This is a genomic window from Nonomuraea mangrovi, from assembly GCF_042681425.1.
GTDB classification, from domain to species: domain Bacteria; phylum Actinomycetota; class Actinomycetes; order Streptosporangiales; family Streptosporangiaceae; genus Nonomuraea; species Nonomuraea mangrovi.
In genome coordinates, this window is sequence record NZ_JBHUFV010000055.1 from 129,905 (window position 1) to 143,161 (window position 13,257).

At 70.0% G+C, this 13,257-nt stretch carries 15 protein-coding genes; 7 read left to right on the plus strand and 8 right to left on the minus strand.

The window, feature by feature from the left end:
* Window positions 1-502: 502 nt before the first annotated feature.
* Window positions 503-1,288 carry a Fic family protein gene (locus tag ACFSKW_RS37460; RefSeq protein ID WP_379578109.1) on the minus strand — a complete coding sequence of 262 codons (786 nt, stop codon included), beginning with the start codon at window positions 1,286-1,288 and terminating at the stop codon, window positions 503-505.
* A 200-nt stretch (window positions 1,289-1,488) separates the two neighbouring features.
* On the opposite strand from ACFSKW_RS37460, the gene acs reads away from it, so the two are divergent.
* From acs to ACFSKW_RS37485, 5 genes are all read left to right on the plus strand, one after another.
* Complete coding sequence (gene acs, locus ACFSKW_RS37465) at window positions 1,489-3,477, plus strand: acetate--CoA ligase (protein ID WP_379578111.1); 1,989 nt, start codon at window positions 1,489-1,491, stop codon at window positions 3,475-3,477.
* Between the two features lie 327 nt (window positions 3,478-3,804).
* Window positions 3,805-5,031: a Na+/H+ antiporter NhaA gene (gene nhaA, locus ACFSKW_RS37470; protein ID WP_379578113.1), complete on the plus strand. Its 1,227-nt coding sequence runs from the start codon at window positions 3,805-3,807 to the stop codon at window positions 5,029-5,031.
* 31 nt (window positions 5,032-5,062) lie between these two features.
* Entirely contained in the window at window positions 5,063-5,473 is a 411-nt protein-coding gene (locus ACFSKW_RS37475; RefSeq protein ID WP_379578115.1) for a phage holin family protein, read from the plus strand.
* Window positions 5,466-6,383, plus strand: a complete 918-nt coding sequence (locus ACFSKW_RS37480) for an alpha/beta fold hydrolase (protein WP_379578117.1) — start codon at window positions 5,466-5,468, stop codon at window positions 6,381-6,383. Before ACFSKW_RS37475 ends, ACFSKW_RS37480 begins: the two co-directional genes overlap by 8 nt.
* Window positions 6,380-6,817, plus strand: coding sequence for a DUF309 domain-containing protein (locus ACFSKW_RS37485; protein WP_379578119.1), 438 nt, complete (start codon window positions 6,380-6,382; stop codon window positions 6,815-6,817). The genes ACFSKW_RS37480 and ACFSKW_RS37485 overlap by 4 nt, the downstream gene beginning before the upstream one ends.
* Here the strand turns inward: ACFSKW_RS37485 and ACFSKW_RS37490 are convergent.
* Window positions 6,814-8,007, minus strand: a complete 1,194-nt coding sequence (locus tag ACFSKW_RS37490) for a MarP family serine protease (protein ID WP_379578121.1) — start codon at window positions 8,005-8,007, stop codon at window positions 6,814-6,816. The two genes, ACFSKW_RS37485 and ACFSKW_RS37490, sit on opposite strands and share 4 nt — an antisense overlap.
* Before the next feature lie 82 nt (window positions 8,008-8,089).
* On the opposite strand from ACFSKW_RS37490, the gene ACFSKW_RS37495 reads away from it, so the two are divergent.
* Window positions 8,090-8,602, plus strand: a complete 513-nt coding sequence (locus ACFSKW_RS37495) for a HEAT repeat domain-containing protein (RefSeq protein ID WP_379578123.1) — start codon at window positions 8,090-8,092, stop codon at window positions 8,600-8,602.
* On the opposite strand, the gene ACFSKW_RS37500 is transcribed toward ACFSKW_RS37495, so the two are convergent.
* Together ACFSKW_RS37500 and nth are read right to left on the minus strand one after the other, a co-directional pair.
* Complete coding sequence (locus ACFSKW_RS37500; protein ID WP_379578124.1) at window positions 8,564-9,211, minus strand: NUDIX hydrolase; 648 nt, start codon at window positions 9,209-9,211, stop codon at window positions 8,564-8,566. The two genes, ACFSKW_RS37495 and ACFSKW_RS37500, sit on opposite strands and share 39 nt — an antisense overlap.
* A 197-nt stretch (window positions 9,212-9,408) precedes the next feature.
* Window positions 9,409-10,128, minus strand: coding sequence for an endonuclease III (gene nth, locus ACFSKW_RS37505; RefSeq protein ID WP_379578126.1), 720 nt, complete (start codon window positions 10,126-10,128; stop codon window positions 9,409-9,411).
* A gap of 192 nt (window positions 10,129-10,320) precedes the next feature.
* On the opposite strand from nth, the gene ACFSKW_RS37510 reads away from it, so the two are divergent.
* Complete coding sequence (locus ACFSKW_RS37510; RefSeq protein WP_358128959.1) at window positions 10,321-11,001, plus strand: Crp/Fnr family transcriptional regulator; 681 nt, start codon at window positions 10,321-10,323, stop codon at window positions 10,999-11,001.
* Here the strand turns inward: ACFSKW_RS37510 and ACFSKW_RS37515 are convergent.
* Genes ACFSKW_RS37515 through ACFSKW_RS37530 form a run of 4 tightly spaced genes read right to left on the minus strand, consistent with a single transcriptional unit; the run spans window position 10,983 to window position 13,222 of the window.
* Window positions 10,983-11,771 carry an MBL fold metallo-hydrolase gene (locus ACFSKW_RS37515; protein WP_379578128.1) on the minus strand — a complete coding sequence of 263 codons (789 nt, stop codon included), beginning with the start codon at window positions 11,769-11,771 and terminating at the stop codon, window positions 10,983-10,985. The genes ACFSKW_RS37510 and ACFSKW_RS37515 overlap by 19 nt on opposite strands.
* Entirely contained in the window at window positions 11,768-12,571 is an 804-nt protein-coding gene (locus ACFSKW_RS37520; protein ID WP_379578130.1) for an NUDIX hydrolase, read from the minus strand. Before ACFSKW_RS37520 ends, ACFSKW_RS37515 begins: the two co-directional genes overlap by 4 nt.
* 43 nt (window positions 12,572-12,614) lie before the next feature.
* A complete protein-coding gene (locus tag ACFSKW_RS37525; RefSeq protein ID WP_379578132.1) occupies window positions 12,615-13,070 on the minus strand; it encodes a RidA family protein in 456 nt (151 codons plus the stop codon).
* Window positions 13,067-13,222 carry a DUF4177 domain-containing protein gene (locus tag ACFSKW_RS37530; protein ID WP_379578134.1) on the minus strand — a complete coding sequence of 52 codons (156 nt, stop codon included), beginning with the start codon at window positions 13,220-13,222 and terminating at the stop codon, window positions 13,067-13,069. The genes ACFSKW_RS37525 and ACFSKW_RS37530 overlap by 4 nt, the downstream gene beginning before the upstream one ends.
* Between the last annotated feature and the right edge of the window lie 35 nt (window positions 13,223-13,257).

Here is a 13,257-nt window from a genome sequence, read left to right on the forward strand (position 1 = left end):
CCATGCACAGTCGCTCCAGTTTCGGGAGATACCCCCGTATGCTGCCCGATCGACTCGAGTTTCGTCGAGGAGCAATCTCCAATTTTCGCTAGTTTTTTTGGGGCGTAGTTGAACGACTACAGACCGCTAGATCACGCTCCGTGATCCATGGACCCGAGTAAAGGTCTTGGTCCAAGGGGTTCCCATCGACCCCGATTCGACGTAGAAAGGTGACACGGACGACATGTCCGGGTGCGTCTGCCGGGTACCCACGCGCGACCAGCCGCGGGAGGCGCGTCGAGACGGGCTTGACCCGCTCCGACGAATGAAAGTTGCACGCTTGGTAACCCGGTGTGACGCGCCGGCGGACGGCGTCTCTTCATGGGGCGCCGTCAGCTATGCGGGCACCGACCCACCACCCACCCCACAGCCGCCGGCGCGCGAGCCGCATCACCAGGCCACCACCCTCACAGCCGCCGGCGCGCGCGCCACACCACCAGGCCACCACCCTCGCAGCCCTCGGCTATGCGCGCTGCATCGCCTCGCAGATCGCCGTGGTCTCCTTGACGCCCCAGGTGACCGCGGCGGCGGCCTGCCGTACCCATGCCGCGACGCCCTCGGCCGTGCCCGACAGGTAGGAGCGAAGTCCCTCCGCGTAGGGCAGTTCCAGGTGGCCGACCTCCGCGGGGACCAGCGACTTGGGGTCCAGGCCGAACTCCACGAGCGTCAGCCGCTCGGCCGCGCGCGCGACCACGCCGTCGGCCACCCCGAAGGGGCGCAGTACGGCCAGTTCCGCGTGCACGATCGCGGCCAGGACGAGTGCGGGCGCCTTGGACGGGCTGCCGACGAGCGAGGCGAGCGCGTCCATCCTGACGGCGGTCTCCTCAGCGCCGGGGACAGGACCGAGACCCAGCGGGTCGGGCGCGAAGTCGCCGGAGCCGTGGCGGGGACGGCCGAGGTCCTCCTGCGCGGCCAAGCCGACGGCGGCCAGCGTGTGCAGCCTGGCGAGGACCTGCCGCGGAGCGCTTCTCCAGGTGGAGCCCAGCCTTCCCAGCTCCGCCGACGCCCTCAGCGCGCCCTGCACGACGGGCGAGGACGCCTCTCCCCTGCGCAGCACGTCCAGCGGCACGTCGTGGCCCGCCAGCGCGGCCGACGCCCGCGCGCCGCGCAGCGCCGCCTCGGCCGACACCTCGGGGCTGCGGCGGCGCAGAACGCGGTGCCGGTACAACCGGTCGACGGCCTCGCGCGCCTCTTCAACGGCTTCGGGAACTCCGGGAAGGTCGGCAATGACTGCCAATGGGTCACTCACAGGATCCGACCTTACCCGCCAGTAGCTAGCAATTCGCCGCGACCCATTCCGTAATTCTCAGATTTCAGGATTACAACGGTTTAATAGCACTTGTCAGCGGCCCTGGTCAGCGGCAAGCTCTCGGTACAGACCTGTCTAGACCTCTTGTGGTGCCCCCAGGCGGCCTGGTGAAGTGGGACAGCAACACTCAATCTGGCCATATGAAGGAGCATGAAGTGGCCCCGGAGACCCCTGGCACCGAGCCTCAGGCGCTGTCCAACCTGCTGCAGGAGAACCGCCGGTTCGCACCACCAGCGGACCTGGCCGCGGCCGCCAACGTCACCGCCGCCGCCTACACGGAGGCCGAGGCGGACCGGCTGGCGTTTTGGGAGAGTGCAGCCGAACGGTTGACCTGGGCCAAACGATGGGACTCCACCCTCGAATGGAACCCGCCGTTCGCCAAGTGGTTCGTCGGCGGCGAGCTCAACATCGCCTACAACTGCGTCGACAGGCACGTCGAGGCGGGCAACGGCGACAAGGTCGCCTACTACTGGGAGGGCGAGCCGGAGGGCGACAGCCGTACCATCACGTACGCCGACCTTCAGCGCGAGGTCAACAAGGCCGCCAACGCCCTCACCGAGCTGGGCGTGACCAAGGGTGACCGTGTGGCGATCTACATGCCCATGATCCCCGAACTGCCGGTCGCGATGCTGGCGTGCGCCCGCGTCGGCGCGATCCACTCGGTGGTGTTCGGCGGCTTCTCCGCCAGCGCGTTGCAGAGCCGCATCGAGGACGCCGACGCCAAGCTCGTCATCACCGCCGACGGCGGATACCGCCGCGGCGCTCCCTCCGCGCTCAAGCCGACCGTCGACGAGGCCGTCGCGCAGACCCCCGGCGTCGAGCACGTCCTCGTGGTCCGCCGCACCGGCCAGGAGGTCGCCGCGCAGGAGCGCGACATCTGGTGGCACGACCTGGTCGAGCGGCAGAGCGACCAGCACGAGGCGCAGCCGCACGACGCCGAGGACCCGCTGTACATCCTCTACACCAGCGGCACCACGGGGAAGCCGAAGGGCATCCTGCACACCACGGGCGGCTACCTGACGCAGACCGCGTGGACCCACCACGCCGTCTTCGACCTCAAGCCCGACACCGACATCTACTGGTGCACCGCCGACATCGGGTGGGTGACCGGACACTCCTACATCGTGTACGGCCCGCTCGCCAACGGCGCGACCAGCGTCATGTACGAGGGCACGCCCGACACCCCGCACCGCGGCCGCTTCTGGGAGATCATCCAGAAGTACAAGATCACGATTCTCTACACCGCGCCCACGGCGATCCGGACGTTCATGAAGTGGGGCGACGACATCCCCGCCAAGTTCGACATGTCGTCCCTGCGCATCCTGGGCTCGGTCGGCGAGCCGATCAACCCCGAGGCGTACGTCTGGTACCGCGAGCACATCGGCGGCGAGCGCTGCCCCGTCGTCGACACCTGGTGGCAGACCGAGACCGGCGCCATAATGATCAGCCCGCTGCCCGGGCTGACCGCAGGCAAGCCGGGCGCCGCGATGCGCCCGCTGCCCGGCATCAGCGCGGACGTCGTCGACGACCAGGGCCACAGCGTCCCGAACGGCGGCGGCGGCTTCCTCGTCGTGCGCGAGCCGTGGCCCTCGATGCTCCGGACGATCTGGGGCGACGACCAGCGGTACATCGACACGTACTGGTCGCGGTTCGAGGGCATGTACTTCCCCGGCGACGGCGCGAAGAGGGACGAGGACGGCGACCTGTGGCTACTCGGCCGGGTCGACGACGTCATGCTCGTGTCGGGGCACAACATCTCGACGACCGAGGTGGAGTCGGCACTGGTGTCGCACCCCAAGGTCGCGGAGGCGGCGGTCGTGGGCGCGACCGACCCGGTCACGGGACAGGCGATCGTGTCGTTCGTCATCCTGCGCGGAAGCGCGGAGGAGAGCGACGACATCGCGGCCGAACTGCGGGCCCACGTGGCGAAGACGCTCGGGCCCATCGCCAAGCCGCGGCAGATCCTGGTGGTGCCCGAGCTGCCGAAGACGCGGTCGGGGAAGATCATGCGGCGCCTGCTGCGTGACGTGGCGGAGAACAGGAGCATCGGGGACGTCACGACGCTGGCGGACAGCACGGTCATGAACCTGATCTCCGACAAGCTGCCCAGCGCGAAGTCGGAGGACTGAGCGCGCCCCTTCGCTCGGGGACCTCTGAGAGACCCCGGTCACCGGCCCGTCCTGGGCGCGGGGCCGGGGTCTTTTCTGTTCCACCGGCCCCGCGAGGCCGAGTTTCCGGCAGCTCTGCTCTGATGGCGAGACCGAGCTTCCAGCCGAGCGGGACTCGAGAGGCGGGCGGGCCTTCCTCACCAGCGGGCCGGAGGTCGAGGGGCGGGCCGGCCTTCCCCGTGGAGGGCCAAGGTGATGGGTCTGGGTAGGATCATGCCCAGGTGTGCCGGGAAGTCTGGTCGGCGGGGAACACGACCTGTTCGCACCCGAACACCAAGGGGGAAGACCGTGCGCCGAGCCGCCGAAGTGTGGCCGCTCCGACCGACCGTCCGCTACGCCCGCACACTCGCCGAAGCGTTGCGCGCGGAGACCATCGGCGGCGTCATCATGCTGCTCGCCACCGTCGCCGCCCTCGTCTGGGCGAACGTCTCGTACGACTCCTACGAGGCACTCCGCACGACCACCGTCGGCCCCTCAGGCCTCCATCTCGACATGGAGCTCTACAAGTGGGCACAGAACGGCCTGCTGACGGTCTTCTTCTTCGTCGCGGGCCTGGAGGTGAAGGAGGAGTTCGTTCACGGCGAGCTCGCCAACCTCCGCAAAGCCGCCCTCCCCATCATCGCCGCCATCTCCGGCATGGTCGTCCCCGCGATCGTCTATCTCGCCGTGAGCTGGGGCGAGGAGAACGCCGCCAAGGGGTGGGCGATCCCGACCGCCACCGACATCGCCTTCGCCCTCGCGGTGCTCGCGGTGACGGCCAGCGCGATGCCCGCCGCGTTGCGCGCGTTCCTTCTCACCTGTGCCGTCGTCGACGACCTCGGCGCCATCACGATCATCGCGATCTTCTACACCGACCATCTCGACGTGGTCATGCTGCTGGTCGGCGCCGCCCTGCTCGCCGCGTACGGCCTGCTGCAGCGCAGACGCGTCAGAAGCCTCTGGATCCTGCTGCCGCTCGCCGTACTGGCCTGGTACTTCGTCGAGGTCAGCGGCGTGCACGCGACGGTGGCGGGGGTCGCGCTCGGCCTGCTGACCAGGGTCACGGCCGACGGCGACGAGGAGAGCTCGCCCGCCGAGCTGGCCGACCACTACGTCAGGCCGTTCTCCGCGGGGTTCGCGGTGCCGGTTTTCGCGTTCCTGTCGGCCGGTGTACGGCTCGACGGGAACAGCCTGAGCATGATCTTCAGTGATCGGGTAGTCCTGGGAGTGATGGCCGGACTGGTCATCGGTAAGTTCCTTGGCGTGTTCGGCGGTTCGTGGCTGTCGGTACGGCTGGGCATGGCCAGGCTGTCGGAGGAGCTGCGATGGCGGGACATGGCGGCGGTCTCGTTGCTGGGCGGCATCGGGTTCACGGTGTCGCTGCTCATCGGCGACCTCGCGTTCGGCGCGGACCAGTCGCGGGCCACGGCCGTGACGACGGGGATCCTCGCCGCCAGCCTCGTGGCATCGGTGCTGGCGGCTGTGCTTCTCCACGTCCGCGTGCGCAGGCGTCGCAATGGACTGGATGATGTTTGACACGGGCACCTGGCCCCGATAGGAGACGTTCATGCCGCAGACTTCCGAGGAAGAATCCCTGGGCGCGCTGGTCGCTCAGGCGAGCGATCACATCTCGACCCTGGTCCGCTCGGAGATCGAGCTCGCCAAGGCCGAGCTCAGGTTCGACGCCAAGCGGGTCGGCACGGCCGCCGGGCTGTTCGCGGCTGCCGCCTTCATGGCGCACCTGTGCCTGATCCTGGCCTCCTTCGCGATCGCGTACGTGCTCGTGGAGGTCGGGTTGCCGACGTGGCTGGCCTTCACCATCGTCACGGTGTTCTACCTGCTGGTGGCCGGCGTGCTGGTGCTCGTCGGCGTCCGCAGGCTGAAGGGCCTCGCCGGGATGAGGCGGACCACCCGATCGCTGAAGGGCCTGAAGGAGATCGCCACGCCGGAGGGCGAGATGGTGAAACCTGATGCCTGACGAGAGTTACGTCCAGTTGGAAGGGCCGTGGACGCACCGGGCGGTGCACGCGGGCGGCACCCGCTTCCACATCGTGGAGGCGGGCGAGGGGCCGCTCGTGCTGCTGCTGCACGGTTTCCCGCAGTTCTGGTGGACGTGGCGACACCAGTTGACGAGCCTGGCGCGCGCCGGCTACCGCGCCGTCGCCGTCGACCTGCGCGGCTACGGCGGCAGTGACAAGCCTCCGCGCGGCTACGACCTGCCGACGCTGGCCGGTGACGCCACGGGCCTGATCCGGGCGCTCGGCGAGACGGGCGCGATCGTGGTCGGCCACGACTGGGGCGGCCTGCTGGCCTGGACGATGGCGGTGACCGACCCCAAGTCCGTGCATCGCCTGGTCGCCGTGTCCGCTCCGCATCCGGTCCGGCTGCGCAGCGCCCTGCGGACCGACCCGTTCGGCCAGCTCAAGGTCAGCGGCTACGCCTTCGGCTTCCAGCTGCCCTTCCTGCCGGAGCGGCGGCTGACCCGCCGCGAGGGCGAGCTGGTGGGCCGGCTGCTCGACGACTGGTCGCGGCCGGGCTGGCCCGACGCCGACACCGCGCGCGTCTACCGCGAGGCGTTCGGCATCCCGGCCGTCGCCCACTGCGCGCTGGAGTACCACCGCTGGTTCGGCCGTTCCCAGCTGCGCCCGGACGGCATGCGTTACGCCCGCGCCATGCGCACCGAGGTCGAGGCGCCCACCCTGCAGCTGCACGGCGCGCTCGACACCTGCGTCCTGCCGCGCACCGCGAACGGCTCCGGCCGCTACGTCGCCGCGCCGTACCGGTGGCGGGTGGTGGAGGGGGCCGGGCACTTCCCGCACGAGGAGACGCCCGAGGCGTTCGACGCCGAGCTGCTGTCCTGGCTGGCCGACCCGGAGCCGGTCCGATGAGGGACAGGGACCCGCAGGGGCGGCCGCGCAACGCGAGGCCCCGAGACGAGTACGGCAGGCCGCTCCCCCACGGCGCGGAGGGCGTTCCCCGGGTTCCCGACGACTACGCGCCCACGACCGAGCAGGCGCTCGCCGACGCCCGCGCCTTCCTGGCCGACGGACGTCCCTTCCACGCCCACGAGGTCTTCGAGGGCCGCTGGAAGTGCGCTCCCGACGACGAGAGGGAGCTGTGGCAGGGCCTCGCGCAGATCTGCGTCGGGCTCACCCACCTGCAGCGAGGCAACGGGCGCGGCGCCGTCACGCTGCTCTCCCGCGGCGCGGCCCGCGTCCAGCGGTACGGCATGCCGTACGACGGGGTGGCCAGGCTGGCGCTGTCGCTGGAGGAGAGCAGCGACCCGGCGGCGGCGATCCGCGCCGTCCTCGACGCGCTCTAGTCGCAGTCCATGGTGTCGGCGGGCGTGGTGTCGTGCTCGCCCTTGACCGCGTCCGGCCTGACCTCGCCCGCGGTCAGCACGTAGCCGGTCTCGGCCTGGTTGGTCGCGGCGGCGAAGATGACGCCGAACACCTTGCCCTCGACGGTCAGCAGCGGGCCGCCCGAGTTGCCTGGCAGGACCTTGCCGCGGATCGCGTAGACCTCGCGTTCGACCTCGCTGGCCCGGTAGATGTCGGGCCCCTTGGCCATCTGCTTGATCCTGATGCGGGCCGACTCGGCGGTGAACCCCTGCCCCTTCGGGAAGCCCGCGACGATCGCGTTGTCGCCCTTCTCGGCGGAGCTGTCGAAGGCGAGCGGCTGGATGCCCAGGTTCGGCACGTGGAGGATGGCGATGTCGCGCTTGGGGTTGTAGACCACGACCTCGGCGTCGCGCGACCTGCCTTCCTGGTCGGTGACCCTGAGGTCTCTGGTGACGCCCGCGACCACGTGCGCGTTGGTCATGATGCGGTCGGGGGCGTAGACGAACCCCGTGCCCTCGATGCGCTTGCTGCAGCTCGGGGCGGTGCCCTGCACCTTGACGATCGCCTTCTGCGCCTTCTGCAGCCTGGGCCCCTGCAGCTGGCTGCGCGGCGCGGGCGGCGGCACCTCGACGAACGGCCCGTTGGCGATGGCGTCGAAGACGGGAGGGAACTCGGACCTGTCGATGAAGTCCTTGAACGGCTGCTGCCAGTTGCGCGCGGCGTCGGGCACGGCCTCGTCGACGGTGCTGAGCAGCAGGGAGTCCTTCACCTGGGTGCTGAGCACGGTGAAGGACGTGGAGACGACGAGCGATCCGATGAGCCAGGCGATGACGAGCACCGACAGCGCGCTGGCGAACGTGCCGCCCACGGCGTCGGCCACCCGCGCCGGCTCCCAGGTGACGTGGCTGCGCACCACCGCCCCGATCGTGGAGGAGGCGAACTGGCCGATCGTCGCCGCCAGGAAGACGATCACGATCGCGAGCAGTGCCTGCTCGGTCTCGCCGTCGACCACGGCCTTGGCGATGGGCGGCGCGATGTAGACGCCGAGCACGGCTCCGCCCACGAATCCCACGAAGCTCATCGCGCCGATGATGAAGCCCTGACGGTACCCCGAGATGCCGAAGGCGATCACGAGGCCGATCAGTATGAGGTCGAGCAGATCACCGCGCACGCTTCAAAGGTATCCAGCGATACGGTCAAGCGTGAACGTCTTCCGCTAGGACCCGCCCTGCGTGGGCAATACCCTGCCCATGATGCGCGAGCTCATCGAGGCGGCACTCGACGACACCGATCCTGACGGACCGGTGCGCTGGCACGTGATCTCCACGCTGCAGGAGCGCGGTGACCTCGAGACGTTCACGGAGGCGCGCCGGCTGTGCGCGGGCGACGACGTCGCGGAACGCCTGCTGGGCGTCGACATCATGGGCCAGCTGGTCAGCTTCAAGGACAGGGCGCTTCCCGTGCTGCGCTTCCTCGCCGCCAGCGAGGACGACCCCATGGTGCTGTTCTCCGTGCTGATCGCCTTCGGCCATCTCGGGGATCCCCGCTCGCTCCCGTCGGTGATCGAGCTGGCCGCCCACCTCGACGCCAGAGTCAGGTACGGCGCGGCCTACGCGCTGCCGAACGTGCTGGGCCGGCCACCGGACGCGGCGGGTCTCGCGGCGCTGCGCAGGCTCACGCGCGACGGCGACGACGACGTGGCCGACTGGGCGACGCTCGGGCTCGCGCTAGCCACGGGCGGCCAGGTCGAGGACCTCGGGCGGTAGGTCCTCCACCCGGGCGGAGTCCCACGGCCGCTCCAGGCCGCCCTCGCGCAGTACCGCGTCGAGCACCATCGCGGTGAACCCCCACACCAGCATCCCTCGCACCCTGAACGCGGGGCCCGCGTGCCCGCTCGGCGTGCGCATCGTGACCCTGTTGGCCGGGTCGACCAGCTCGGCGAGCGGGACCCGCTCCACGGACTCCACCTCGTCGGGAGCCGCGGCGTACACCGCGCACGGGGTGTGCCACCAGCCGATCACCGGGGTGACCCTGTTGTCGCTGTGCCAGACGAACAGCTCGGGCAGCGTGCACAGCACCTTCACGCCCTCGGGGTCGACGCCGGTCTCCTCCACGGTCTCCCTGAGCGCGGCGCCCACGGGCCCGTCGTCCTCGGGGTCGACGCCGCCGCCGGGGAAGGCGGGCTGGCCTGCGTGCCTGCGGCCACGGGAGCTGCGCTGGATGAGAAGGAGGTCGGGGCCGTCGGGGCCCTCCCCGAACAGCATCAGCACCGCGGCCGGGCGGCCGCCTCTGGCGGGCGGGCGCAGGCCCTGGGGGACGGGGGTGTGGACGGCTCGGGCGGCCAGCCTGTCCAACCAGTCGGGGACGTCGGTCACGCATACCTCCAACGCGTCGCGCCTGCGCGGGCTTCCCTGCCGTTCGAGGCCACCTTTCCAGCCGGTGGCCTCGGTCTCCGGCGAAACGCCGATCTTCGCAGGTCAGCACGGCGGGAGCCGCCGGCCTCGACCTCTTCAAGGGGTCTGACGGAGCTTTTCACAGGGGTCCGAGGGGTCTGTTCAAGGGGTCTGACGGGCTACGAGAAGGGGCCCGAGCGGACCAGCTTGGCGGCCTGCTCGGGGTCCGTGGGCCCGGTGCCGTACGACGGGCAGAGAGCGGCCAGTGGGCACACCCCGCACGCCGGCTTGCGGGCGTGGCAGATGCGCCGCCCGTGCCAGATCACCCGATGCGAGAACACGGTCCACTCCCGTTTGGGGATCAGCTCCCCCACCACGTGCTCGATCTTCACCGGGTCCGTCTCCTCGGTCCACCCGAAGCGCCGCACCAGCCGCTGGAAGTGCGTGTCCACGGTCAGACCCGGGACTCCGAAGGCGTTCCCGAGGACCACGTTCGCCGTCTTGCGCCCCACTCCCGGCAGCTTGACCAGGTCCGCGAGCCGTCCGGGCACCACGCCGCCGTGCTCGGCGCACACGGCCTGGGCCATCCCGATGATGCTGTTGGTCTTGGCCCTGAAGAACCCGGTGGACTTGATGATCCCTTCCATCTCGGCGGGGTCCGCGGCCGCGTAGTCCTCGACGGTGGGATATTTCGCGAACAGGGTGGGAGTGACCATGTTGACCCGCTTGTCCGTGCACTGGGCCGACAGGATCGTGGCGACGAGCAGCTCGAGCGGGTTGGTGAAGTCGAGCTCGCAATGGGCGTCAGGGTAGGTCTCGGCGAGGATCCTGTTCATCCGCCGCGCCCGCCGTACCCGCCCCAGCTGGGTCTCCGACCCCCACTTACGGTTCGTCGCCATCCCGCAAGCGTATGGCCAGCCGGTTCATGCCGGGCAACGATCCATTGAGTAACGCTTTGGAGTGTTCAGTCCGTAAACTCCGTCCTGGGTACTTCGTGGCGACCAGCAGGTGGCATCCCCTCAAGCCATTGCGCATGGGTCACTCCTGACCTCTGCAGTGGGGTACGTCACAATGGCTGCTGAGGAGGCAGAGTGAACACCGAAGACGTGCTGGGCAAGGCCCCCCTGTTCGCCGCGCTCGACCGCGAGAGCGCGGCTGCGCTGCGCACGAGCATCACCGAGGTTCAGCTGTCCAAGGGACAGACCCTGTTCAGCGAGAACGAGACGGGCGACAGGCTCTATGTCGTTCTCGAGGGCAAGATCAAGCTGTCGCGCACAGCTCCCGACGGCCGCGAGAACCTGCTGAGCGTGCTCGGGCCGAGCGAGATGTTCGGCGAGTTGTCCCTGTTCGACCCCCGACCTCGTACGGCCACCGCCTCCGCGCTGACCGATGTGCGGCTGGCGGGGCTCGGCCACGACGACCTGCGCCCCTGGCTCACCGGCCGCCCCGAGGTTGCGCTCCACCTGCTGCGCGCGCTGGCCCAGCGGCTCCGGCGCACCAACGACGTGCTGGCCGACCTGGTCTTCACCGACGTGCCAGGACGCGTGGCCAAGGCGCTGCTCGACCTGGCCGAGCGGTTCGGCACCAAGACCGACGACGGCCTGCGCGTCCACCACGACCTCACTCAGGAGGAGCTGGCCCAGCTGGTCGGCGCCTCACGTGAGACGGTCAACAAGGCGCTGGCCGACTTCGCCCAGCGCGGCTGGCTCCGCATCGAGGCCAAGGCCGTGGTCATCCTCGACATGGAGCGCCTCTACAACCGGTCCAGATAGTCCACCTGGGCGCGCACCGACATCTCGGCCGCGGGCCACAGCGCCGTGTCGACGTCCGCGTAGACGATCTCCACGATCTCGCGCGGCGTCCTCGCGCCGGAGGCGCGCGCGGCCCTGATCTGGTCGAGGCGCTCGCGCCGGTGCACGATGTAGCCGTCGAGCGCGAAGACGGGGTCGGCCAGCGCGGGCCCGTGACCGGGCAGCAGGGTCTCCGCTTCGAGCTCCTCGGCCGTCGCGCGCAGCAGGTCGAGCGTTCTCAGGTAGTCGGCCAGGTTCCCGTCGTGCGCGATGACCGTGGTGCCCCTGCCGAGGACGGTGTCGCCGGTCAGCATGGCCCTGTCGGCGGGCAGCCAGAAGCACAGGGAGTCGAAGGAGTGCCCCGGCGTGCCGTACACCCTCAGCTCCAGGCCGCCGACCTCGATCACGTCGCCGTCGGACAGCCCCTCGTCGCCGAGCCTGTGCCGCGGGTCGAGTGCCCGCACGGGCGCGCCGACCAGCTCGGCGAAGCGCTTGGCGCCGCCGCTGTGGTCGTGGTGGCCGTGGGTGAGCAGGATCGCGGTGACCCTGCGCCTGCCCACGTGCTCGGCGACCCTGCGCAGGTGCGCCTCGTCGTCGGGACCCGGGTCGACGACGACCACGTCGGTGGTGCCGATGACCCAGGTGTTGGTCCCCTCGAGCGTCATCTCCGAGGGGTTGGGCGCGAGGACGTTCTCCGCGTGGTCGGTGCGCGTCCCGTCGGGTCCTGCCAGCGGGACGTAGAGGCCGCTCATGTCGTCAACCACACCTTGCCGTCGCGTTCGACGGCCCTCGGCATGATGGTGACGATCTCCCGCTCGGCCGCGAGGATCGACTCGACGTCGTCGTGTCCTGACAGCTCGGCGAGCGTCCGGTAGGTGGGTGGCATGAGAAAGATCTCCCCTTTGTGCGCCAGCTCGATCGCCTCGGCCGGCCGCTGCCAGACGACCTTGTCCGCCTCTCCTCCCACATCGCGGGTGCGCTGCCCCTCGGGGAGGGCGGCGACGAAGAAGCGGGTGTCGAACCTCTTGTGCTCGACCTCGGGCGTGATCCAGTGCGCCCACGGCTTGAGCAGGTCGGAGCGGAGCACCAGGCCCCGCCGGTCGAGGAAGTCGGCGAAGGCCAGGCTCCTGTCGATCAGCGCGATCCTGTCGGCCTCCCAGTCGTCGCCCGTGGTGTCGGCGACGACCGTGTCGGGACCGGGACCGGCGAGCAGCACGCCCGACTCCTCGAAGGTCTCCCGTACGGCGGCGCAGACCAGCCCCCTGGCGGTCTTCTCCTCGGCGTGGAACACCTCGCCCCACTCCTTGGGCGAGGGACCGGCCCACGCGACGGAGTGGTCGGTGTCGCGCGGGTCGACCGAGCCGCCGGGGAAGACGTAGGCGCCCGCGGCGAAGGCCATGGTCGCCTTGCGTCTGAGGAGGTAGACCTGCGGCCCCTCGCGCAGGATCACCACCGTGGCGGCGTCCCGCGCTGGGACCGGCTGGACACGTCCTGCCAGGATGTCTCGTGCTCGCTCGCCGAACTCGCCGGGGAGCGGGATCCCGTTGTCCACATGACCTCCTCTAGAACATCACTCGGTCATGATGGACTTTCTACTAAACTTCCGCGATCAGTTCGACCTCGACCGGGGCGTCCAGCGGCAGGACGGCCACGCCCACCGCGCTGCGGGCGTGCACGCCGAGGTCGCCGAACACGTCCCTCAGCAGCTCGCTGGCGCCGTTGCCCACCTGCGGCTGGGCGGTGAAGTCCGGCGCGCTGGCGACGAACACGACCACCTTCACGATCCGCTTCACCTTGGACAGGTCGCCGATCTGGGACTTGACCGCGGCCAGGGCGTTGAGCGCGCAGATCCTCGCCAGGTCGCGGCCCTCCTCGACGCTCACCTCGGCGCCGACCTTGCCGGTCTGGGGCAGCTTGCCCTCGACCATCGGGACCTGCCCCGAGGTGTAGACGTGGTCGCCCGTGCGCACGGCGGGAACGTAGGCCGCCAGAGGCGCGACGACCTCGGGCAGGGTCAGGCCCAGCTCGGCCAGCTTCTCCTCGGGGGTCATGCCTTCTCCCTCTTGAAGTAGGCGACCAGACCCTGGCCGTCGGGACCCTGCACGATCTGGACCAACTCCCAGCCGTCCGCGCCGAAGTTGTCGAGGATCATCTTGGTGCTGTGGATCAGCACCGGAGCGGTGAGATACTCCCATTTCTTCATGGAGGCAAGCGTAGTGACCCGCCTGCCCTCCGGCC